This window comes from Streptomyces sp. NBC_00443, from assembly GCF_036014175.1.
Taxonomy (GTDB): Bacteria; Actinomycetota; Actinomycetes; order Streptomycetales; family Streptomycetaceae; genus Streptomyces.
The window spans coordinates 8,982,273-9,005,889 of sequence record NZ_CP107917.1 but is presented as its reverse complement, the minus strand read 5'-3'; the positions used below and the strand labels follow the sequence as shown (position 1 = coordinate 9,005,889).

Here is a 23,617-nt window from a genome sequence, read left to right as displayed (position 1 = left end):
GTCCTGAGCCCGTCCGGTGCCGGTCCGAAACCGGTTCCGGGTCGGTCAGGAAGCCGTGCAGGAGCCGATCACCGGGGCCGCGTCGGTGCCGTTCTTCATGACCGTGAAGCCGAAGCTCGTCGAGGCTCCGGCGGCCAGGGTGCCGTTGCCGTTCGGCCTCATCGTCATGACGTTGCCGCCGGCGTCCCAGCTGGGCGTGCCGTTCCAGGTCGCGGAGACCTTCTGCGGGGGTGTCACGGTGACGGTCGCGGTCCAGTTGCCGATCCCTGAACTCCCCGCGGTGATGGTGACCTTGCCGTTGAAGCGGTCACTCCATTCTTCGGCCTTGCTGTAGGTGGCCGTGCAGGCGGCGCCGGGGGTGCCGCCACCGGAGGAGGAGCCGCCCAGCGCGGTCAGGACCGCGTTGTACGCCGGCTTCTTGTTGTAGTTGCCGTCGAACAGCAGGGGCGTTCCACTGGCGCGCCAGGAGTACTTGTCGGTGACGCCCCAGACGGTGATGCCGGTGCAGCGCGAGACGGCGAGGCAGGCGCGTGTGACGTTGGTGTAGCTGTTGGCCTGTGCCGTGCCCGAGCCCTCGATGTCCAGCTCGGTGATCTGCACGTCGACGCCGAGGTCGGCGAAGCGCTGGAGGTTGGCCTGGTAGTCGGACGGGACCGGGGAGGCGCTGTTGAAGTGGGACTGGAAGCCGACGCAGTCGATCGGTACGCCGCGGGACTTGAAGTCCCTGACCAGGTTGTAGACGGCATTGCTCTTCGCGTTGACGCCGTCGGTGTTGTAGTCGTTGTAGCAGAGCTTGGCGGCGGGGTCCGCGGCGCGGGCGGTGCGGAACGCCTCCTCGATGAAGCCGTTGCCCAGCTTGTCCTGGAAGGGCGAGCTGCGCCGCGCGCCGCTACTGCCGTCCTGGAAGGCCTCGTTGACGACGTCCCAGGAGTGGATCTTGCCCTTGTAGTGCTGCATGACCTGCGTGATGTGGTTGTTCATCGCCGATCTGAGGTCTGCGGTGCCGAGGCCGGCGACCCAGCCCGGCAGCTGGGAGTGCCAGACCAGCGTGTGGCCGCGGACCTTCATGCCCCTGCTCTGGGCGTGGTTCACGACCTGGTCGGCGGAGCCGAAGGTGAACGTGCCGCGGGTGCGCTCGGTGGCGTCCCACTTCATCTCGTTCTCCGGCGTGACCGAGTTGAACTCGGTGTTGAGCGTCGAGGCGTACGGGGCTTCGCCCAGGTGGTTCGCGGCGACGGCGGCGCCGAAGTAGCGGCCCTTCTCGGCTGCCGCGGTGCCGAGCGTGCCGGCGGCCTCGGCGGTGCCCGCGAGGGCGGTGACGCCGCCGGCGGCGAGCAGGCCCGCCATGCCGAGGGCCAGTGCGGTGCGGGTGCGCGAGCGGCGAGGGCGACGCTCGGGAGGCGGGTCGATGGATGTGCGGGTCACCATCTCGTCCCCTTCCTGGGGCTTCGAAAGTTTCGGACGGATTTCCGAATTTCGCGGCAGACCCTAGGAGCGACACCCAGTGCCGTCAACAGACTGCACACCCACCGACCTCAGTTGGCTCAAGAAAGCCCCTCCACGACACCCATCAACGGTTCGAAAGTTTCGAGCCGCTCTACGACCCCGCTCCGGTGTAGAACGCGATCGTCGCCGTCGTCGTGGCCGCCACGACCTGTCCATCGGCGCCCGAGGCGGTGTAGGCCTCGCCCCACAGCTCGCCGGACCGGGTCGCGTACGCCTTGCCCTCGTCCGAGAGCTGCCAGGCCTCGGACTCCTCCTTGCTCATCCCGCCGCCGGCGAGGTGCATGGCGAGGCCCATCAGCCCGAGGTCCCAGCCGACGCCCACGGCCCCCGGTCCGAACTGGTCCCAGAACTCGTCCGGCACGACGGCCACGTGCTCCAGCTCCAGCACCGTGCCCTCCTCGCCCTCCGGCGTGATCCGCACCTCGACCTCGCTGAACCCCGGGTCGGGCCCGTACAGCCAGCTCACGCGCAGCCGCGTGGGCTCCTCGCATTCGAGGATCTCGCCACCGGCGTTGCCCTCCAGCTGGTAGCGCCCGCCGACCTTGAACTCCCCGCTGACGGGCAGGAACCAGCGGCTGATCCGCTCAGGCGACGTCACCGCGTCCCACACGTCGGCCAACTCGGCGTCGTACGTGCGCCGCAGCAGCACCGTACGGGCCTCGCCCGCCTCGACCTGCCGTGCACCGACCTGCCGGTGCAGGCGGTTCAACTCGTCGACGATCTCACTCATCCCCGCTCGCTCCCTTTCTCAGCCTGCGCTCGCGCTTGCCTCGTGCGAGTTCCGTTCCGAGGGCGTCGAGCCGCTGTTCCCAGAAGCCGCGGAACCTCTCCAGCCATGCGTCCACCTCGCGCAGCGGCGCGGCGTCGACGGCGTACAGCCGGCGCGTGCCCTCCGCCCGCACGGACGCGAAGCCGCTCTCGCGCAGCACCCGCAGGTGCTGCGACACGGCCGGCTGGGAGATTCCGAACTCGTCCTGGATCACGGCGCTGATGTCGCCCGATGCCTGCTCGCCGGTCGCGAGCAGCTCCAATATCCGGCGCCTGACCGGATCACCCAGCACATCGAATGCGTGCACGGCTTCACTATGCCAGCGACTGCTTATATAAGGCAAGGCTTAAATAGTGCGCCTGGCCGGGCCGCGGCCCGAGCGGGATGTCCGTGCTGCCGCGTGCGCTCCGCCGCCTATCCCCGGCCGGTGAGGAACCCGTCGAGTGCGGCGGTCAGTTCGGCCGGCTTCTCCACCGGCAGTTCGTGGCCGGCATCCAGGACACGGATCACCGCGTCGGGGTAGGCCTTGGCCATCCGCAGCATCTGGGCGAGGGGCAGCTGTATGTCGTGGTAGCCGTGCACCATCAGGGTGGGCGTGCCTATCTCGCCGACCCGGTCCAGCACATCGAAGGCACGCATGGCGCCGTAGAGCGTCATGACGACTTCGCGGGGGGTGTCGGCGGAGGCGCGGACGTACTCGCGGATCTCCTCGCGCGGGTAGCCGGGGGCGAAGGCGCGCTGGATGTTGGTGGCGACGAACAGCTTGAAGGGGGCGAGCGTCGAGGCGGCCATCAGCAGGGCGCGGCCCCGGCTGTAGGCCATCCTGCCGATGGAGTTCACCAGCACCATGCGCTCGACCCGTTCCGGGTGGGTGAGGGCGATGGTCTGGGCGATCATCCCGCCCATGGAGTGGCCGATGATCGCGAACCGCTCGACGTCGAGGTGACCGAGAAGGGCAAGCACGTCCTCGGCCAGGTCGTCGATCGTGCGCGCTCCCGCCCCGCTGCTCTCGCCGTGCCCCCGCAGGTCGAGCCGGACGACGCGCCGCTTCTCGGCGAAGTGGGCCACCTGGTGGTCCCAGCGATGCCGGTTCGCCGTCCAGCCGTGGACGAACACCAGGGGCACACCCGAGCCCTCGCGGGGCCCTCGTCGTCGTACGTCAGCGTCGCGCCGTCGACTTCGAGCTGCGGCATGGGTGGCCTCCTGGGATACGGCGGGAACGGTCTGGTTACTGATAAAGGGTCTGGTTACTGATCGGTACGGTAACCGGCGTCGTTGCCTGCCGTCACCGCCGTTCGTCCAGGAAATCGAGGATGTGCCCGAACACGTCGAGGGCCGCTCCCCTGCCGAGGAACGTGTCCAGGTGGCCGTAGCCGGGGATCTCGGTGTACGTCACGTCCAGTTGCGGCTGACGGTGGGCTAGGACGTCGCGGCACAGCTCCTGGGAGTCGAGCCACAGGCCGTTCTCGCTGCCCGCCAGGAGCAGGACAGGGGTGTCGATGCGGGCCGCCGCGTCCAGGGCGTTCTGCGGGAGGGTCCGGTAGCGCTGGTCGGTGTCGTGCCAGCGCACGACGGTGCGGGCCAGTTCGATGCGGCGCAGGTGCGGCAGGATCCAGAGCGGGGCGGGGCCGAGGAGGTCGGCGAGGCGGTTGTGGGTCGTGTCGGTCAGGTGCTCGTGGACGAAAAGGGACGCCCCGGTTCCCCACGCCGAGTTGTGCAGGATCTGGCAGGTGGGGTCCGGGCAGGTCGCCTTGCGCGAGGCGAGGGCGAACAGCGGGGTGTACTTCGACCGCAGGCCGACCTTGCGGAAGTCGACCGGGATGTGGTCGATACGGGACTTCAGCAGCTCCCCGGCCAGCGTCATGCGCAGGGAGGTGCGACCCGCGAGCTTCGGCGTGAGGAACACGCCCTGGGACACCACCCCGGCAAGTCCGGGGACCAGGCCCGCCGTCATGCTCAGGGAGAGGGTGAGGGAGCCGATGCAGTGGGCGACGGCGAACAGGGGGCGGTCGCCGATGCGGGTGCGGATGTGGCGGACGGCCTCGGGGATGTCGTACAGGGCGACGTCGTCGTAGGTGTAGCGGCGGCCCGTCTCGTTGTACGGGAGGCGGCAGCTGCCTCGCCAGTCGAGCAGCCAGGGCTCGTAGCCCGCGTCCAGCAGGACGTCGACCAGGTTGCGGGTCTCGGGCAGCAGGAACATGTCGGCCGAGGCGGTGTGTCCATGCAGGAGCAGGACAGCGGGACGGCCCCGGTCGCCGGTGTCGATGCGGGTCAGGCCGAGGCGTACGCCGTCGCTGGTGTGGAACGGGATCTCCTCGACCCTGGCCGGGTCGAGGCGGTGCTGGAGGGGGCGCAGGGCCGTGGTGGTCCTGACCTTGCGCAGGGCCGGCCTGGTGGTCCTGGGGTTCGTCGTCCGGAAGATCATCGGTGGTGCTCCGTGGGGGTCTGGGTACGGCGCAGGTCGAGCAGGTCCGCGGCGGCGCGGGCGAAGGGGCCGAGCAGGCCGCGGCCCATCTCCAGGCCGAACCAGGCGAGCCAGGTCAGCTTGGCGGCGCGTTTCTCCTGGCTGGTGAGGCGCGGGTCGACCTTGATGCCGTCGATCTGGTCGCGCACGTAGGAGTCCGCGGGGACGACGACCTCGCCGGCCAGGCTCGCCGGTTCGCCCTCGCGGCCGAGCTCCACGGTGAGGGCCCGGGTCTGGCGCCAGACGTCGCGGCGGGCGCGGGCGTACTTGTGGCCCTCCAGCCACCAGCGGCCACCGTCGGCGTCCGTCAACTCCATGCGGTAGCGCAGGAGCTGGTGGCGCAGGCCGTGGTGGTGCGGGATGCCTTCCTCGGGGCGGATCCAGATGTCGCCGCGTTCCACGGTCAGCGGCTCGGGGTGCACGGCCGGGCAGGTGACCTGGCCGCCTACGTCGACTCGGCGGTCCGTCACCAGCTGGTGCATGCTCGCGATGGAGAGGGTCAGAGACATCGAGCAAGGCATGTCGGCCGCGGCGCCGACGGGGCCGACGCTGCCCTCGGTGGTCTCGTCGAACCAGAGGTAGGGCTGGTCGTCCTTGTGCGGGAGGCGGGCCAGACCGTCGCCGGCGAGGCGTTCGAACGTCTTCAGCTGGGCGCGGGCGTCGTAGCGGGCGGCCGGCTGGAGGCCGAGTGCCTCCACCAGTGCCGTGGTGCGGTCGGCGACGGCGGCCGGACCCTTCAGGGTCGCCTCGCACAGCTTCAGGGCGGTGGGGCTCTGCAACACGCGGGTGAGGAAGCCCAGTTCGGGGACCGGGTCGGCCTGTAGACGGGCCAGGGCGTCGGTGCGCCACTCGTCCCAGTCCTGTACGCGGACGTGCATGCCGCCTAGCGCCATGTCCTGGACGACGTCGTCGAGGGTGTTGGGCACGCCGGTGAGGTTGTAGTCGAAGCCCCAGGCGTCGGGTTCGCAGATGGCGGCGACCGCGACGCGGCTGACCCAGTCGACCGGGGCGGCGTTGAGGTAGCGGAACGCGGGGACAGTGCGGAACCGGCCGAAGGCCGAGATGAGGCCGCTGCTGAGGTCCTGGGGGTTGTAGGCGCCGGTCTTGCTGTGGCCGCCGATTCCGCCGGGGCGCAGGGCGGTGACGACCAGGCCGTGGTCTCGGGCCCTGCGCAGGGCGACCTCCGCGGCCCACTTGGTCTGGTCGTAGCCGGCGATCAGGCGGTCGATGTGCGCGAACGGGTCGTCCTCGCCCATGGACGGGATGCCGACCTCGTTGAAGACGGCGATCGAGGAGATGTGGTGCAGGGGCTTGGGGCGTCCGGTCGCGGCGAGTTCGGCCAGGGTGAGGGCGCCGAGGACGTTGCTGCTGCGCAGGGACTGGTACCCGCGCAGGAAGTCCACCGCGGCCGCGACGCCGACGACGCTGTCCAGCTCCTGGGCGAGGCTGTTCCAGAGGTCGTCGGACAGGCCCAGGTGGGGGTCGCGCATGTCGCCGGGGAGCACGGTGACGCGGCGGCGGACCTCTGACGACCAGGGCAGCGCGTAGCTCTTGAGCGCGTCGCCGAGCCGGGAGGCGGCCGCCTCCTCGTCGGCGGCACGGACCAGGCAGTAGACGTGGGCGTCGCTGTGGCGCAGCAGGTCCAGGAGCATATGGCTGCCGAGGAAGCCGGTGGCGCCGGTCAGCAGGATGCGGCGGGGCGGGAGGGGGTCGGGCGAGGCGGTGAAGGGGAGCCGGTCGGCGAGGGCCAGGTCGGCGAGGATCTGGGTGAGGTCCTCGGGGCGGGCCGCGGCGTCCGAGGGGTGGCGCGGGCGAGGGTCGGGGGTGGAGGCGGGGCGGTGATGGCCGGGGTGGGGCCGCGGCTGCCGGGGGCTGAACCGTCCGGACCGCCACAGGTACGGGCGCTTGCGGTACGGCGACTTGCGCCACGGCCGTTTCCGGTACGGGCATTTCCGGTACGGCCGTTTCCGGTCCGTCGGCCCGGGCCCCGGTGCCGCTCCCGAACCCCCGCCTGGCCAGGTTGATCGGCCGGGCGTCGGCGAACACCTCGTCCAGGTCGATCTCCATGCCCAGCTCGTCCTCCAGCGCGGCGACGAGCTCCACGGCATTGACGGAGGTGCCCCCGGCGTCGAAGAAGTCGACGTCGGGCGAGAGCTGCCCTGCAGGGACGTAACGGCCGGCCACGGCTGCGACGGCGGCCGCAAGGGTCTCCACGTCACGCGGCGTGACGCTGCCGGTGTCGGAGTCGGAGTCGGTCTCGGTGTCGGTCGGCGCACCCGCGCTGCTCGGGACCGTCTGCTGCGGGGTTGATGGTCCCGCGGTCTGCGGCTGCGTGGGCGGCGCAGCCGATCCCGCGACCCTGGCGAGCAGGTCGGTCACGGACAGACCGAGACCACCCCGCTCTATCTCCTCCGCGGTCGCCCGCTGTTCGGCGGCTGCCGACACGTTCTCGTTCACCTCACGCATGAGAGCCCTTCACGGTGTTGCCCTGCCCCTTGATCGGTACTGGCCGGTCCGATGCCGGCCGTCACTGCCGCCGCCACGAGCGGAACGCCCGCAGTTGCTCCGGCGTGACCACGGTCTCCAGTCGGTCGTCGTCCTGGTCGCCGCCGCCCAGCGCCGACAGCAGACGGCGGGCCGGGGTGTTGCGCGGCGTGCGCTCCGCTGTGAGGCGAACCTTCGCGCAGTCCAGTTGCTCGGCGCGGTCGGCCAGCCATTGCAGCAGCCGCTCCTCGACGCCCCGGCCGAGTGCACGGCAGCTCATCAGCCAGGCCGGCACATCGAGTTGGTCACCCTGGCGGTGCAGGGCGAGCAGGCCGATCTGGCCGTAGTCGCCGAACCTGTCACGGGCCGATGCGGTCCAGACCTCACCGTGTTCGCGCCACCGAGCGACGTCGCCGCCGTCGGTGGAGCGGGCACGGAGGGTGAACTGGTTGGTGCGGGCGACGAGTTGCTCCGTCCGCTGGACGTCGGCGTCGGCCAGGGCCCTGATGTCGACCTCCAGTTCCAGCTGGTCCAGGAACTCCTCGAAGCTCGCCTGTTCGCGTACGGCGTCCCGCTCCCGCTCCTGCTCGTAGAACCGCGCCCGCAGCGCGTCCTCGGCCGTTGCGGCGGCGGGTACCAGCGGCCACAACCGACGCAGGAACTCCGGGAGTTCGGCGACCGAGGGGCTGGTCACCGACAGCACCTGCGGCAGCGCCGAGCGCATCTTGGCGATCTCGGCCGGGTTGTCGTCGAGGAACAGGAAGCTGTCCAGGCCCAGGTTGAGCGTCTGCGCCACGTCCGCCAGGCGAGTCGGCTTCGGCCCCCAGGCCGCGGAGAGCACGCTGAAGTGCTCGGCCTTCAACGGGCTGTCCGGGCGGTCCAGTACGGCGCGGACCGTGTCCTCGTCGTTGTTGCTGATCAGGACGAGCAGGGCGCCCGCCGCGCGCCACTGCAGCAACCGGCGGGCCAGCAGGTCTCGCGGCCCGGTCAGGTCCACGGCCTCGGGGCCGATCTCCCCGGCCACGCCGCCCCACAGGGTCTCGTCGCCGTCGACTGCGATCACCTTCGGCACCGGGCGCCGGACCGCCCGTACGACCTCGGCGAGGCGGAGGGCCACGGCTGCCTGGAAGTGCGGGGTGAACGGGAGGTGGGCCAGGCGTTCGGTGCGCGCGTCGAAGCGTTCCTCGACGGGATGGTGGCGGGTCCACTCGTCGGGACCGAGCACCGCGATGCCCGGCACCTCCGCCACCTCGGCGGCGATCCCCTCTTCCCACCGCCGCAAACGGTCCTCACCCGGCGCGGCGGGCAGGAAGCCGACGATCAGCGGCTTGCGGGTGCGCTCGGCCACCGCACGCAGGGCGGCCGGGTAGGCGGTGCGCAGTTCGGCCAGCAGGGCGTCGTCGACGGGGCCGAAGCGTTGCAGGTCCGTCGCCCGCAGGAGTACGACGCCCGCCGTCGTGCCGGGGTCGGCGAACACGCCGGACGGGTCGCGCAGGCCGGCCAGCACGTGGTGGTACGGGGCCTCGGCGACGGTCGTCATGCTGCCGTCCCGTACCGACTCGTTGACCGCCGTCTCGCACAACAGCGGCAGGTTGCCGAGGGCGAAGGTGGCGGCGACGGCGAGGGTGCGGGCCGGTGTCGGTGTCGTCGTCGATGTCGGTGTCGGTGTCGTACGAACCGGCCCCGTCGCGTCCTGCGCCGTCTCCGCGAGCAGACGCACCAGCGCCTCCCCAGCTCGGCGACCGTCGCCGCGTCCAGGATGTCGAGGTTGTGGTCGAGGCGGATCCGGCCCGCGTCCGGCGTCATGGTGACCATGAGGTCGAGGTCGGAGTAGCCCGTGCCCGCCGGCAGCACCTCCAAGCCGGTCAACCCTCCGGCGGCGCGTACGTAGTTGAAGTACACCTCCACCAGCGGCGCGTTCGCCCGGTACAGGCCCTGCTGGGCGAGCACCGGCAGTACGTCGGAGAACATCGCGCCCTTGGTCAGGACCCTCTGCAGCCGCCCGTCGGTGCGGCGCAGCACCTCCTCGACGGGCTCGCCCGCGCTCGCCTCGGCCGGGAAGGGCACCGGAACGCCGAAGAAGCCCAAGGCGTCGTACGCGTCGGCGTGGATGCGGGTGTCGACGGGCACGGCGAGGACGAAGCGTTCGAGCTCGCGCTTCCTGGCCAGCAGGACCGTCAGGGTGCCGAGGCAGAAGGCGGCCGGGGTCACGGCCAGACGGCTCGCGGCGGCCGAGATGCGGTCCGTGAGCCCGTCGGGAATGGGCACGGTGACGCTGCCGGCGCGGTACGAGCGGGTGTCGGGCCGCGACCGGCTGAGGGTGAGGTCGAGGCGCGCGCTGCCGTGGAAGGCCTCGCGCCACTCGTCGGATTCGGCCCGGCCGTCGGCTCGGCTCCCGGCCTCCCCCTCGCCGCGCGCGGCAGCCTGCTCGCCGGTCTGCTGGGCCTCGATCAGCAGCGCGATGTCTCGGTTGGTGACCGAGTCGCCGAGCACGTTGCCGGCCAGCTCGGCGTCGATCTCGCTCGCCACCAGCAGCAGCGACTGCAGATCACTGACCGCGTGGTGAGCGCCGTACACCAGCGTCTGGCCGCGCTCGCCGCCGTCCAGCAGCTCGAAGCGCCACAGCGGCGCGACAGCCAGGTCGAACGGCGGTTCAAGGAGCTCGCGCAGCCGGTCGGCGGCGTCGCAGGAGACCTCGTCCGGTACGGCCGTCCAGCGCAGCAGCGGTTCCGGCAGTTCGCGGTGCACCCGCAGCTCGCGCCCGCCCTCGGCCGCGGGGACGATGGCGGTGCGCAGGGCCGCGTGCCGTGCCGTGAGGCCGCCGAGGATGCCGGTGAGCGCCTCGGGGGTGGTCGGCGTGGTGAGGCGTACGGCGAGGCCGACGGCGTGGGCCGCGTCCGGCATGCCGGGCTGGGCGCTGCGCAGCAGCCGTACGACGTCGCGGGTCGCGGGATGCACTTCGGTCGCCGGTACCTCGGCGGTGTGCTGCGGCTTCTCGTCCTGTGCCGTGGTCCGCCGTTCGGGCAGCGCCGTGCTCAGGGCCTGGGCGAGGCCGCGCATGTCGGCGGCCGAGAAGACGGTGGCCGCGGGGAGTTCGACGCCGAGTTCACGGGCGAAGGCGTTGCGCAGCCGCACGAGCATGAGGGAGTCGAGGCCGAGTTCCTTCAGGGCCGTGGTGGCGGAGACCTGGACCGCGCCGCCGGCTACCTCGCCGACCCTGGCGCGTACGTATGCCTCCAGGCGTGCGGTCCGCTCGGTGTCGGTCGTCGCCGCGAACACCTTCTTGACCAGGTCGTCCGCGCCGGGCGTACCGGTGGGGACGGTGACCAGGTCGGCCAGGATGGGGCGGGTGCGGGCCGTATCCGGGTCGAGGGACAGCATCTCCCAGTCCAGGGCCATGGGGGCGAGCTGGCGGCGGCCGGTGCTCAGCACGCGTTCGAACAGCTCGCCGCCGTCCTGTGCCGAGAAGGCGACCAGGCCCGAGCGGCCGGTCTCCGCCTCGCGGACGCCGGACTCGGACACCATGCCCACTCCGGACCAGGCGCCCCAGTCCAGGCTCAGTGCACGGCGGTCCGTGCGGGAGAGGTGGTGCGCCCAGGCGTCGAGGAAGGCGTTCGCCGCCGAGTACGGGCTCTGTCCGGCCGAGCCGAGCAGACCGGCTGCCGACGCGAACAGCACGAAGTCCGCCGCTTCCGGGGTCAGTTCGGTGAGCAGGGCGGTGCCCAGGACCTTGGGACCGAGGACGCGCAGGACGCGCTCGTCGGTCAGGTTGGCGATGGTGGCGTCGTCCAGGACCCCGGCCGCGTGAACGACCCCGGTGATCGGGCCGAGTGCGTGTCGTACGGCGTCCAGGGCGGCGGCCAGTCCGTCGCGGTCGGCGACGTCAGCGCGGGCCAAGTGCACCGTCACGCCCCGCTCTTCGAGTCCCTGGATCCAGCCCATGGCCTCCGCGGCAGGCGCGCTCCGGCTCATCAGGGCCAGCCGGCGGGCGCCGCGACGGACCAGACGCTCGGCGACGACCCGCCCGAGACCGCCCAGGCCACCGGTGATCAGATACACGCCGTCCGGGGTGGTGGCGCCGTGCCCGGCGTCGTCCGGGCGGGTGCGGGTCAGGCGAGGCACCAGCCGTCCGGTCTCGCGCAGGGCGACGAGCCGTTCGTCGTCGGCGTGCCTCAGCTGGGTCCACAGGGCGTCGACGCCGTCCGTCGCCGGGAGGTCGATGAGGGTGGTCCTCAGTTCCGGGTGCTCCTGGGCCGCGGCGAGGCCGAAGCCCCAGGCGAGCGCCTGCTGAGGGTGCGTCACCTGCGTGCTGTCGCCCGCGGCTTGGCTGCCTCGCGCTACGAGGAAGAGCCGGGGCGCCGGTCCCTGCGCCCGCTCGGCGAACGTGCGCACCAGATGGAGGGTGCTCAGGCAGCACAGCCGCGCCGCCAGCTCGGCTGTGTCGGCGTCCTCGATCGCGGGAGCGTCGAGTGCGGTCAACTGGACGACACGCTCGGGCGGTTCGCTTGCGAAGGCCTCGTCGAGGAGGCGGCGCAGATGCTGCGGGTCGGCCGGGTCGAGGACGTAGCGGCCGGGGCCCTCGGCGGAGAACTCCTGGCCTCTGCGGGCGATCACATACGACACCGACGTGCCCAGTCGCTCGACAAGCTGGGCCGCCACGCCCGACTCGTCGGACAGGATCAGCCAACTGTCGTGCGAAGGGGGCTCGTTGGCGATCGGGCGGGGCTGCCAGCGAGTCTCGAACAGGGCGCCGTCCAGGGGTGAGAGCGCGGCCAGCTCGAACTCCTCGGCTTCCAGGAGGAGCTGGTCCTTCTCGTCGTACAGCCGCAGGTCGAGCGTCGCGGTGTCGCCGGATACGGATCGCAGCTCGCAGGTCACCCAGGCGGGCGTTGAGCGGAGACCGGTGTGGCGGAGTCGGGCGACCCCGGCAGGGATGAACGCCCGCCCCTCGGGGGCCTCACCAGGCAGGGCGGCCGTGTGGAAGGCGGCGTCGAGGACGGCCGGGTGGAGCAGATGACCGGCGGCGGGCTTGTCGGCCAGTCGGGCGAGGGCGGTGGATGGGGCTCGGTAGCCCGACTCCAGGCCTCGGAAGGCGGGGCCGTAGTCGATGCCGAGGGCGGCGAGGGCGCCGTAGACGGCGGGCAGATCGACCTGCTCGGTGCATTGCTCGCGCAGCGCGGCGAGTGACGCGCCGGCCTCGGCACCGGGCTCGGCGGGCTCTGCCTCAGCGACGGCGGTGACTGCGATACGTCCGGCGACGTGGCGTTCCCAGGGAGCACGCTGTTCGCCGCCGGTGGGCGCCGAGGCGATGGTGAAGTCCCGGAAGCCGTCTTTCGCGGGCCGCAGGACCAGTTGCAGCCGGGTCGGCCGGGACTCGTCGAGGCGCAGCGCCTGGAGGAACCTGACGTCGGCGAGCCGTACGTCGCCGCCGTCCTGCACGGTGGACGCGGCTTCCAGTGCCATGCCGAGGAAGGCGGCGCCGGGCAGCCAGACCTCGCCGGTGACCCGGTGGTCGGTCAGATAGGCGAAGCGGCTGTCGCGGAGGTCCACCTCGCTCTGGAAGAGGTGCCGGTCGGCTTCGTCGCTGGCCTCGACGTGCGTGCCGAGGAGCGGCGAGGCGCCGGTCGCGGTGGCCGGGGCCGGCGCGAGCCAGTGTCGTTCGCGGGCGAAGGCGTAGGTGGGCAGGTCGACGCGCCGGCCCTCGCGGAACAGCGCCCGCCGGTCGGGTGTGTGGCCGCCCGTGTACAACTCCCCGAGCCTGCGCAGCAGTACGTCCCGTCCGCCGAGCTGGCGGCGCAGCGAGCCGACGCTCACCGCGTCGATTCCGGCGTCCGCGGCCACCGCTTCGATGGACGAGCCGAGCGAGGGGTGCGGGCTCAGCTCGACGAAGTAGCGGTAGCCGTCGTCCAGCATGCGGCGGATCGTGTCGGCGAAGCGGACGGGCTCGCTGAGGTTGGCGTACCAGTAGGCGGGGTCCAGACGGTCTCCTGGCACGGGTTCGGCCAGCACCGTCGAGTACAGCGGGATGGTGGTTCCGCTGCCCCGGATGCCGGACCAGCGGTCGAGCAACTCCTCGCGAAGCGGGGCCATCAGCGGGGTGTGCGAGGCGAACGGGGTGGACAGCGACCGCGCCTCGATGCCCTGCTCGTCGAGGCTCCGGCGCAGCTCGGCCAGCGCTTCGCCGTCACCGGACACGGCCGTGGAGTGCGGGCTGTTGACGGCGGCCACGAACAGCCGTCCGGCGTACGGCGCGAGGAGTTCCTCGACGCGCGGGCGCGGCAGGTCCAGGGACAGCATGCCGCCCTTGCCCGCGACCGGTGCGACCGCCTGGGCGCGCCCGGTCACGACGGCCACGGCGTCGTCCAGGGTGAGGGCGCCCGCGCCGTAAGCGGCGGCCACCTCGCCCAGGCTGTGCCCGATCACGGCGTCCGCGGTGACGCCGAGCGAGCGCCAGGCGGCCGTCAGGGCCGCGTTCACCGCGAAAAGCGTCGGCTGCAGATACTCGGTCCGCTCCAGAGGGGTGAACTCCTCGGGAGCACGCAGCGCGTTGAGCACCGACCAGCCGACGTGCCGCTGGACGGCCTCGTCGATCCGGGTGAGCTCCTCGCGGAACGCCTCCGACTGGGTCATCAGGTCCAGGCCCATGCCGGGCCATTGGCCGCCGTGTCCGGCATAGACGAAAGCGACCTTGCCCGTCTGCTCCTCCCGGAACGGCGGCAGGGTGACCTGCCCGGCAGCCAACTCGCGCAGGACGGAGCGCAGTTCGTCCGGGCTCTCCGCCAGGATCGCGGCGCGCCGCTCGAAGTGGGTGCGGTGGCGGGCCAGGGTGTGGGCCAGGTCCGGCAGCGCGGCGGGGCCGGTGTCCTCGGCGAGGTGACGGGCCAGGGCGGCTGCCTGTCCGCGCAGGCCGTCCTCACTGCGGCCGGACAGGACGAACAGCCGCTGTCCGGCGGGTAGTTCGGCGGCAGTCTCTGTCACCGGCGACTGGGTGGCCTCCTCCACGATCACGTGGGCGTTGGTGCCGCTGATCCCGAAGGCGCTCACACCGGCACGCCGTACCCGCCCTGCCGACGCGGGCCAGGCCGTCTCCTCCCGCAGTAGGCGCAAGCCGCTGTCGGTCCAGTCGACGTGGCGGCTGGGCGTGTCCGCGTGCAGGGTGCGCGGGAGGGTTTCGTGGTGCAGGGACTGCACCACCTTGATCAGGCCGATCACGCCCGAAGCCGCCTGCGCGTGCCCGATGTTGGACTTCAGCGAGCCCAGGTACAGCGGGCGCTCGTCGGTGCGAGTGGCGCCGAAGACCTCCGCGAGGGCGTTCGCCTCGATCGGGTCGCCGAGGGTCGTGCCCGTGCCGTGCGCCTCGACGTAGTCGATGTCGGCGGGCCCGAGGCCGGACTGCTCCAGGGCCCGCCGGATCACCTGCTCCTGCGCGGGTCCGTTCGGCGCGGACATGCCCTGGCTGCGGCCGTCCTGGTTGACGGCGGTGCCGCGCAGCACGGCCAGGATCCGGTCGCCGTCCCGCCGGGCGTCGCTCAGTCGTTTCAGTACGACCATGCCGGCGCCCTCGGCCCAGATGGCGCCGTCGGCGGCATCGGAGAAGGAGCGGCAGCGGCCCGTCGGGGACAGGCCGCGCAGCCGGCTGAACTCGACGAAGGTCTGCGGCGTGACCATCAGCGTGACGCCGCCGGCGAGCGCCAGATCGCACTCCCCCGCCCGCAGCGCCTGGGCTGCCAGATGCACGGCCACCAGAGACGACGAGCACGCGGTGTCCACCGTCAGGGCCGGGCCGTTCAGCCCGAGCGTGTACGCCAGCCGGCCGGAGGCCACGCTCAGCGCGGAGCCCGTACCGACGTAGCCGTCCAGTTGGTCCAGCCGGGTGCCGGACAGGTAGTCGCTGCCGAACATGCCGACGTACACACCCGTCGTGCTGCCCGCGAGGTCGGCGGGCACGATTCCGGCGCGTTCCAGCGACTCCCAGGCGGCCTCCAGCAGCAGCCGCTGCTGCGGGTCCATGGCCGCAGCCTCCTTCGGGGTGATGCCGAAGAAGGCGGCGTCGAAGGCGTCGATGTCGTCGAGGAACCCGCCCTCGCGGGCGTACGACTTGCCCAGCGCGTCCGGGTCGGGGTCGTACAGCGACTCGACGTCCCACCGCCTTGCCGGGAACGGTCCGACCGCGTCCCGGCCCTCGGCGACGAGGCGCCACAGGCCCTCCGGGTCGCTCACCCCGCCGGGCACCCGGCAGGCCATGGCGACGAGGGCCACGGGCTCGTCCGGGGACGGCCCCCGCGAGGCCGTGGTCCCGGGTCCGGGCTTCTGACTCGTACGGCCCGCGGTCGCGAGGGCGCCCGCCAGCAGGTACTCGGCGAGGCGGGTGGGCGTGGGGTGGTCGAAGAGGAGGGTGGCGGGGAGCTTGCTGCCGATACGGGTGCTGATGCGGTTGCGCAGGTCGACCGCCGTCACCGAGTCCATGCCGAGGTCGCGGAGCGGCTGGTCGGGACGGACGGACTCCGCAGAGCGCAGGCCGAGCGCGTGGGCGGCCTCCTCACGGACCAGGGCGAGGACACGTGCGGCGCGTTCGGGCTCCGGGAGCCGGGCCAGACGGTCGGCCAGGCTGTGCCTGCCGGTCCGGGCGGAGGGGGGTGCGGGGAGCAGGGAGCGCCACAGTGCTCCCGTCGGGGCAGCGGCCCTGAGGCGGGGCAGATCCAGAGCCCAGGCCACCAGGTGCGCGCCGCCGCGCCGCAGGGACAGCTCGGTCAGCTCGCGGCCCTGGTCGGGGGTGATGGCGCGGTGGCCGAGCCGGGCCATCCGCTCCAGGTCGGCGTGCTCGGCGGCGAGCCCCTCCCCCGCCCAGGCGCCGAAGGAGACCGAGGTGCCGGGCAAGCCCAGGGCGCGCCGGTGGTGGGCGAGTTGGTCGAGGAAGACGTTGGCGGCGGCGTAATTGGCCTGGCCCACGTTGCCGACGACGCCCGCGGCCGAGGAGACCAGGAGGAAGAGGCCGAGCGGGTGGGCGGCGGTGAGCCGGTGCAGGTGAGCGGCGCCGTCGACCTTGGGGCGCAGCACGTGGGCGAGCCGCTCGGGGGTCAGTTCGGCCGTCACGCCGTCGGCGAGGACTCCGGCGCAGTGGACGACGCCGCGCAGCGGAGACTCGTCGCCGAAGCGTGCCAGTACGCCCGCCACAGCCGTCTCGTCCGCGACATCGCACGCGGCGATCTCCACCTCGGCGCCGAACGCGGCCAACTCGGCGGTCACTTCGGTCGCGCGGGGATCGGCAGCGCCTCGCCGGGACGTCAGCAGCAGGCGTGGGACGCCGTTCTCCGCCAGAACGCGGGCCATGTTGCGGCCCACCGCGCCGAGGCCTCCGGTGACCAGCACCGTGCCGTCGGTGGGGATCGGAGCCGCGGGCCGGCCGGAAGGTGCGGGACGGGCACGCACCAGGCGTGGCACGAGCAACTCGCCTCCGCGCAGCGCGAGTTCCGGCTCGTCGGCGTGAGCCACAGTGGTGAGCAGAGGCGGCTCGTCGCTGCCGTCCACGTCGAGCAGGGTCAGCCCGAGGTCGGGGTGCTCGGTGCGGGCGCTGCGGGCCAGGCCCCACAGCACCGACTGGGCGGGGTCGGGGACGGTGTCCCCGTCGGTGGCTGCGATCGCCCCTCGGGTCACCCAGATGATGCGTGCGGGCGCCTCGCCGGGCGGCAGTGCGATCAGCGTCCGGAGTTCGGTGAGGGCCGTGGCTGCCAACTCATGTGCAGTGACGGCCGGTTCGCTGCCGACCGCCGGTCGGGGCCAGAACCGTACGACGGTGTCGGTGCCCTCGTCGGAGACCTGGATGCCGGCCGCGCGCAGGTCGTGCAGGGCAGCCGCGACGGCCGGGTCCGACTCGTCGCCCTGGACGGCCCATGCGGTGCCGGGCGCCTCGGCCGGCCGCTCCGGTACGGCCGCCGTCTGCTCCGGTACGGCCGTCCACGTCACCTCGTACAGGTGCCGGGCGTTCTCCGAGGCGCCGGCCAGGTCGGCCGGGTCCACGGCCCGGAGGCGTACGCCCTCCAGTCGGCCTGCCGGGAAGCCGTCGGCGTCCCACAGGGTGACGTCCAGCGTGAGGTCCGTGCCGGACCCGCCTGTGCGGCGGACGGTCGCGGTCAGGTCCGTCGCGCCGACGGGAGGCAGCACGCAGCGGGCCATCGCGACCGGCAGCAGGACCCGCCGGTCGGAGCTGTCGAGGGCTGCGGCGACGTGGAGAGCGGCGTCCAGGAGCGCCGGGTGCACCGGGTAGGGGTCGGCCGTGTCACGGGCCGCGGGCGGCAGCGAGAGGTGGGCGATCAGGGTCCCGTCGCCGGTCACGGCGGCCCGTCGTACGCCCTGGAAGGCCGGACCGTAGCCGAGGCCGAGCTCGGTCAGCCGTTCGTAGGTGTCCTCGCTCCAGGCCGGTTCGACGGTCTCGGGCCAGGTCGGAGGCTGGTCGGTCGCGGCAGCCGACTCGGCGGCGGACGCGGTGGCGTGCAGGATCCAGTCCGTGGCTTCCTGGCCGCGTGGCCGGCTGTGGACCGTGATCTCCGGCACCGTCCCGGCGGTGACCACCTCGACGGACACCTCTGCCGTGCCGGTGCCGGGCAGGGCGAGCGGTGCGAGGAGGAGCAGGTCGGTCACGTCGGCAGGGGTGTCGGGGCGGGCCACGGCGAGGGCAGCGCGGCAGAGCTCCATCAGGGTGGTGCCCGAGACGACGGTCCGGCCGAAGACCTTGTGGTCGGCGAGCCAGTCCGCGGTGGCCGGGGACCACTCGTTGCGGAAGGTCCAGCGGGTCTCGTCCGCCGACTGGAGCTGGATGCCGAGCAACGGGTGCGCGGCACGGTCGAAGAGGCCGGGGGCGGTCGCGGAGGCGGCGGCTTCGATCCAGTGGCGCTGCGCGTCCCAGGCATACGTCGGCAGATCCGCCGGGGTGGTGTGCGGGACCAGGCGACGCCAGTCGAGTCGCCGTCCGTGGACATGGAGCTCGGCGGCGGCGCGGTCCAGGCAGGCGGGGCCGTCCTCGTCGCGGCGCAGCGATCCGACCGCGACCAGGTCCTCGTCGATCGTGCTCAGTGCGGTGAGCAGTGCGGGGTGCGGGCTCAGTTCGACGAAGTAGCGGTAGCCGTCGGCGGCCATCCGCTCGACGGTGGGCGCGAAGCGGACGGGTTCGCGCAGGTTGGTGTACCAGTAGTCGGCTTCGAGTTCCTCGGTGACCGGTTCGGCCGTGACCGTGGAGTACCAGGCGACGGACGTCGGGTAGGTGACGACGCCGTCGAGTTCGTCGAGGATCGTCGCGCGGACCGGCTCGACCTGGGTGCTGTGGGAGGCGTAGTCGACGTCGAGGCGACGGACGAACACCTGCTGCCGGTCGAGGTCGGCGAGGAGGGCTTCCACGGCGTCGACGGCACCGGCGATGACGGTCGAGCGGCCGCTGTTGACGGCGGCGACACCGATCTCGCCGCCGTGGTCGGCGAGTCGGGCCTCGACTTCGGTGTGCGGCAGCGCGACGACGGCCATCGTGCCGGTCCCGGACAGTTCGGTCAGGGCCTGGCTGCGCAGGGCGACCACGGCCGCGGCGTCGTTGAGGCTGAGCGCTCCGGCGACGCAGGCCGCGGCGACCTCGCCCTGGCTGTGCCCGACGACCGCGTCCGGCCGTATGCCACGGGCGCGCCACACGGCAGCGAGGGACACCATCACGGCGAACAGGACCGGTTGGACGACGTCCACGCGGTCCAGGGCCGGGGAGCCCGCGTCGCCGCGCAGGACGGACGTCACCGACCAGTCGGTGAACGGGCGCAGGGCGGCGTCGCAGCGGTCCAGTTCGTCCGCGAACACGGGGTCCCGGTCGAGGAGATCGCGTGCCATGCCCGCCCACTGGGATCCCTGCCCGGGGAACACGAACGCCAACTTGCCCGCGGAGGCGACTTGTTGTGGGGCAATCACGGGCTCGGTGCCGGGCCCGTCGTCGGCGAGGGCTCGTAGCGCGGTGAGCAGTTCGTCGCGGTCGCTCGCCTGGAGGACGGCTCGGTGCTCGAAGTGGGTGCGGTGGTGGGCCAGGGTCGCGGCGACGGCGGGGAACGGCAACTCGGGCTGCTGGGCGAGCGTTTCGAGAAGGCGTCCGGCCTGTCCCCGGAGTGCGGGGAGGGTGCGGGCGGAGAGCGGGAAGAGAGTCGAACCGGGAAGGTCGCCAGAGGGCTGCGGCTGCTCCTCGGGCGCCTCCTCCAGCACCACATGGGCGTTCGTGCCGCTGATGCCGAAGGCGCTCACGCCGGCGCGTCGCACCCGCTCGGGGTCCCGTGGCCAGGCCTGGGCCTCGCCGAGGACACGCAGACCGCCGTGCGCCCAGTCGATGTGCTCGGTTGGGGTCTCGGCGTGCAGGGACGCCGGTATCCGCTGGTGGTGGAGGGCCAGCACGGTCTTGATGACGCCGGCGATGCCCGCGGCGGCCTGGGTGTGGCCGATGTTGGACTTCAGGGAGCCGACGCCGAGAGGGCGGTCGGCGGGGCGGTCGGGGCCGAAGACGGCGGCCAGGGCGCGGCCCTCGATGGGGTCGCCCAACGGGGTTCCGGTGCCGTGCGCCTCGATGTGGTCCAGGTCGTGCGGCTGGAGCCCGGCCGTGTCGAGCGCGGCCCTCACCACCCGTTCCTGGGCTGGGCCGTTGGGGGCGCTGAGGCCCTGGCTGCGGCCGTCCTGGTTGATCGCCGAGCCCTTGACGACGGCGAGGATCCGGTCGCCGTCGCGGCGCGCGTCCGCCAGCCGCTTGAGCAGCACGACGCCACAGCCCTCGGCCCACACCACGCCGTCCGCGCCGGCCGAGAACGGGCTGCACCGCCCGGACGGCGACAGTCCGCGCAGCCTGCTGAACTCGACGTGCCCCCGCGGCGTCACCAGCAGCGTCGCCCCGCCTGCCAGCGCGAGGTCACACTCGCCGCCGGCCAGGGCCCGAGCCGCCAGATGCAGGGCCACCAGGGAGGACGAGCAGGCGGTGTCGACGGTGACCGCCGGCCCCTGGAGGCCGAGGGTGTAGGCGATACGGCCGGACGCCACGCTGGACGCCGAGCCGGTGCCGACGTGCCCGTCGAGCTGGTCCAGGGCGGCCGAGGCGAGGTAGCCGCTGTCGTACAGGCCGATGTAGACACCCGTGGAGCTGCCGTTCAGCGTGTCCGGGACGATCCCGGCGCGCTCGAGCGCCTCCCAGCTGGTCTGCAGGAGCAGCCTCTGCTGGGGGTCCATGGCCGCGGCCTCACGGGGCGAGATCCCGAAGAAGGGCGCGTCGAAGCGGTCGATGCCGGCGAGGTAGCCGCCGCGCAGGGAGTACGCCTTGCCGGTGGCCTCCGGGTCGGGGTCGTGCAGCCCCTGGGTGTCCCAACGGCCCGCCGGTACCTCGGTGATGGCGTCCTCGCCCGTGCCCAGCAGCCGCCAGAGGGCCTCGGGGTCGTCGGCGCCGCCGGGGAAGCGGCAGGCCATGGAGATGATGGCGATGTCGTCGTCCTGCCGCCCGGCCGCTCCGGCCCGGGCGGGTGCCGCGGTCACCGCCTGCGTGGGCCCGTCGTCGAACACCGCCCCGGCGAGGGCCGTGATGGTCGGATGGTTGAAGACCAGCGAGGGGTCCAGGGTCCGGCCCGTCAGCGCGGACAGCTCGGCGGCCAGGGTCACCAACTGCCTTGATCCCAGCCCGAATTCGGCGATCGGTCGGTCCGGGTCGACGGCCGGCGGGGTGAGCCCGGCCGCCTCGGCGACGGCCGACTCCAGCCAGGCCCGCACTTGCTCCGGTGTGGTCAGGGACGGCTCGAAGGACTGCTTCGGGGACTCGTGCGCAGGCATGTAGACAGGTGTCCTCGTGGATTCGGGCAAGTGCTGTGGCCGTACGACGGTGGACCGGGCGGAGGTCAGCTCAGGACGGGCGCGTCGAGCACGGCGAGGGTGCCGCCCAGGTAGGCCGCGCGGGAGGCACGGCGCTGGATCTTGCCGCTGGACGTCTTGGGGATGGTGCCCGGCTCGACGAGGACGACGTCACGCACCGACAGGCCGTGGGCCTCGCCGATCCCGCTGCGGATGACGTCGATGATCTTCTCCGCCTCGGCCGCCGCGTCCGGGGCGATCTCGGCGACGATGACGGGCTGCTCGCCGCCCGCTCCCCCGTCGCCCCCTGCCACGGACTCCGCGGCTTCCGCGACTTCCACGGAGAACGCGGCGGTGCAGCCGGGGCGCAGTGCCGGGTGGGACATCTCGGCGGTCAGTTCCAGGTCCTGCGGGTAGTGGTTGCGTCCGTCGATGACGATGAGGTCCTTCAGACGCCCGGTGACGAAGAGTTCGCCGTCGCGGAGGAATCCGAGGTCGCCGGTGCGCAGGAAGCGGCCCTCGTGCCCGGCCAGCGTCGCGCGGAAGGTCTCGCGGGTGGCGAGGGCGTTGCGCCAGTAGCCCTTGGCGACGCTCGCGCCGCGCACCCAGATCTCGCCGACCTCGCCCTCGGGCAGTTCCTCGTGCCGTTCGGGGTCGGCGATGGCGACGGTGAGGTCGGGGCCGGGGCGGCCCGAGCTGACGGCCGCGGCGTCGGTCCGGCCGGCGTGCGGGCCGGTCTCGGGGGCCTGGAGCAGGGTGGGCGGGGTCTGGACCGTGCCGCCGGTGACCATGAGGGTGGCCTCGGCCAGGCCGTAGCAGGGGTAGAGGGCCTCGCGGCGGAAACCGGCCGGGGAGAAGGTCTCGGTGAAGCGGCGCAGGGTGGCGGCGCGTACGGGTTCGGCGCCGTTGAACGCGACGCGCCAGCTGCTGAGGTCGAGGCCGTCGAGGAGTCCGGGGCCGGCGTGCTTGAGGGAGAGTTCGTAGGCGAAGTTGGGGCCGCCGCTCGTGTGCGGGCGGTAGCGGCTGATCGCGGTCAGCCAGCGCTGGGGCTGCTGCAGGAAGTGCAGCGGCGAGAAGAGCGTGGCGGTCGCGCCGAGGTAGACCGTGTTGAGGACGGGGCCTATGAGGCCCATGTCGTGGTACACGGGCAGCCAGCTGACGAACATCTCGTGGTCGTGCTCGGCGACGGCGTCCGGCGTGTGGCCCATGCGCTCGGTGATGACCCGCTCGTTGTCCAGCAGGTTTCCGTGGGTGACCATGACGCCGCGCGGGGCGGAGGTGGAGCCGGAGGTGTACTGGAGGAAGGCGACCGAGTCGGCGGTGAGGTCGGGCTCGCGCCAGGCGGCGGCCGCCTCGTCGGGGATGTCCTCGGTGGCGACGCAGGTGATGTCGGCGAGCTCGGGCAGGTGTTCCACCATGCCGGACAGGGCCGTGATCACCTCGCGGCCGCCCAGGATCACCTTGGCGTCGGCGTCGGCGATGAGCCGCTTCATCCGGGTGAGGGCACGGTGGTTCTGCGAACGGCCCTGCGGCGGGACGCCCGGGACGGCCACGACACCGGCCGCGAGGCAGCCGAGGTAGCCGCAGATGAACTCCGGGCCGGGCGGGTACAGCAGCATGGCGCGGGAGCCGGCCAGGCCGCGCTCCTGGAGCCAGGCGGCGACGGCGTGGGACCGGTCGGCGAGACGGCGGTACGAGATCTCCTGGATCTCACCGTCGCAGTCGCCGGTGGCGAGGTAGCGGTAGGCGGTTCGGTCGGGGTGGTGGGCGGCGTGCTTGGTCAGCAGATCGACCAGAGATCGAACCATGTTGCGAGTCTCACCTGTCTGGATCGGTGGGCGAGGAACTGGAGTTCGAGGCTCAGGTGCTGGATGGACGCAGCTGCCTGATCGGCCCGGGCCCCCTTGCCCGACCGTTCGTCCCGACGACCCGCCGAGGAGTGACGACGCTGATCCGCCGACTCCTCACATCCCCCGTGTGGCTTGCTACCGGCGAGTTGAACGATAGCAACTCCGTTCGGTCCGACGGGCCGAACAGGCGTTAACCCTATGTGTCCGACCACAGCTCGCGCAGTGAGGTATGTCCCACACCCGTCGGCCCCATTCGGAGGGAACCGCTCCCGGACAGACGAAAGCCCGGACACCGCGGCTACCCGGTGTCCGGGCCCGCAGTTGTCCGGGCCGTTGCGGCGGCCCCTCGGTCAGCCGCCGTTCAGTCGCCTGCGCAGGAGATCCTTGCCGAGTTCGGCCCCCTTGCGGCTGTCCGCCTGGGCCTTGCGGAACAGGTCGGCCACCTCGGTGTCCTTGCCGCGTTCCGCGTCCTCGATGTAGGTCTCCAGCCGCAGCGCGTTGCTCAGGCACGCTTCGACGTACCAGATCAGGTTGTAGTCCTTGTCCTGCGTACCGGTCACGCCACCGGCCTCGGTGCCACTGGTCATGCTGGCCTCCTCCGGCGTTCTCGTTCCTGGGCTCGCCGAGTACCCGCCGTCCGACCAGGCACACACGGCACCCTCCCGGGGGCAGACAAACGCGCCAACTCCCGTACGCCGTAGGCAT

Annotated in this window: 9 protein-coding genes and 2 pseudogenes; all 11 read right to left on the bottom strand. The window is 72.5% G+C overall.

Annotation, left to right across the window (positions count from 1 at the left end):
• Positions 1-45 precede the first annotated feature (45 nt).
• The 11 genes and pseudogenes from OHO27_RS41005 to OHO27_RS40955 all read right to left on the bottom strand — a co-directional run bounded on the left by OHO27_RS41005 (position 46) and on the right by OHO27_RS40955 (position 23,499).
• Entirely contained in the window at positions 46-1,428 is a 1,383-nt protein-coding gene (locus tag OHO27_RS41005) for an endo-1,4-beta-xylanase (RefSeq protein ID WP_328429982.1), read from the bottom strand.
• Positions 1,429-1,597: 169 nt separating this feature from the next.
• Entirely contained in the window at positions 1,598-2,236 is a 639-nt protein-coding gene (locus tag OHO27_RS41000; RefSeq protein ID WP_328429981.1) for an SRPBCC family protein, read from the bottom strand.
• Positions 2,229-2,582: an ArsR/SmtB family transcription factor gene (locus tag OHO27_RS40995; RefSeq protein WP_328429980.1), complete on the bottom strand. Its 354-nt coding sequence runs from the start codon at positions 2,580-2,582 to the stop codon at positions 2,229-2,231. Before OHO27_RS40995 ends, OHO27_RS41000 begins: the two co-directional genes overlap by 8 nt.
• 107 nt (positions 2,583-2,689) lie before the next feature.
• A pseudogene (locus OHO27_RS40990) lies at positions 2,690-3,468 on the bottom strand (alpha/beta fold hydrolase).
• Between the two features lie 92 nt (positions 3,469-3,560).
• Positions 3,561-4,700: an alpha/beta hydrolase gene (locus tag OHO27_RS40985; RefSeq protein WP_328430708.1), complete on the bottom strand. Its 1,140-nt coding sequence runs from the start codon at positions 4,698-4,700 to the stop codon at positions 3,561-3,563.
• Entirely contained in the window at positions 4,697-6,391 is a 1,695-nt protein-coding gene (locus OHO27_RS40980) for an SDR family oxidoreductase (protein WP_443059738.1), read from the bottom strand. Before OHO27_RS40980 ends, OHO27_RS40985 begins: the two co-directional genes overlap by 4 nt.
• 421 nt (positions 6,392-6,812) lie before the next feature.
• Positions 6,813-7,205, bottom strand: a pseudogene (locus tag OHO27_RS40975) (acyl carrier protein); the annotation flags it as partial.
• A 61-nt stretch (positions 7,206-7,266) separates the two neighbouring features.
• The gene (locus tag OHO27_RS40970) at positions 7,267-8,763 is read right to left on the bottom strand and encodes an HAD-IIIC family phosphatase (protein WP_328430707.1); all 1,497 of its coding nucleotides are present in this window, start codon (positions 8,761-8,763) and stop codon (positions 7,267-7,269) included.
• Entirely contained in the window at positions 8,760-21,044 is a 12,285-nt protein-coding gene (locus tag OHO27_RS40965; protein WP_328429978.1) for an SDR family NAD(P)-dependent oxidoreductase, read from the bottom strand. The genes OHO27_RS40970 and OHO27_RS40965 overlap by 4 nt, the downstream gene beginning before the upstream one ends.
• Before the next feature lie 65 nt (positions 21,045-21,109).
• Complete coding sequence (locus tag OHO27_RS40960; protein WP_328429977.1) at positions 21,110-22,870, bottom strand: fatty acyl-AMP ligase; 1,761 nt, start codon at positions 22,868-22,870, stop codon at positions 21,110-21,112.
• 392 nt (positions 22,871-23,262) lie between these two features.
• Positions 23,263-23,499 (bottom strand): hypothetical protein, encoded by a 237-nt coding sequence (locus OHO27_RS40955; protein WP_328429976.1) that lies wholly within the window; start codon positions 23,497-23,499, stop codon positions 23,263-23,265.
• Positions 23,500-23,617 lie beyond the last annotated feature (118 nt).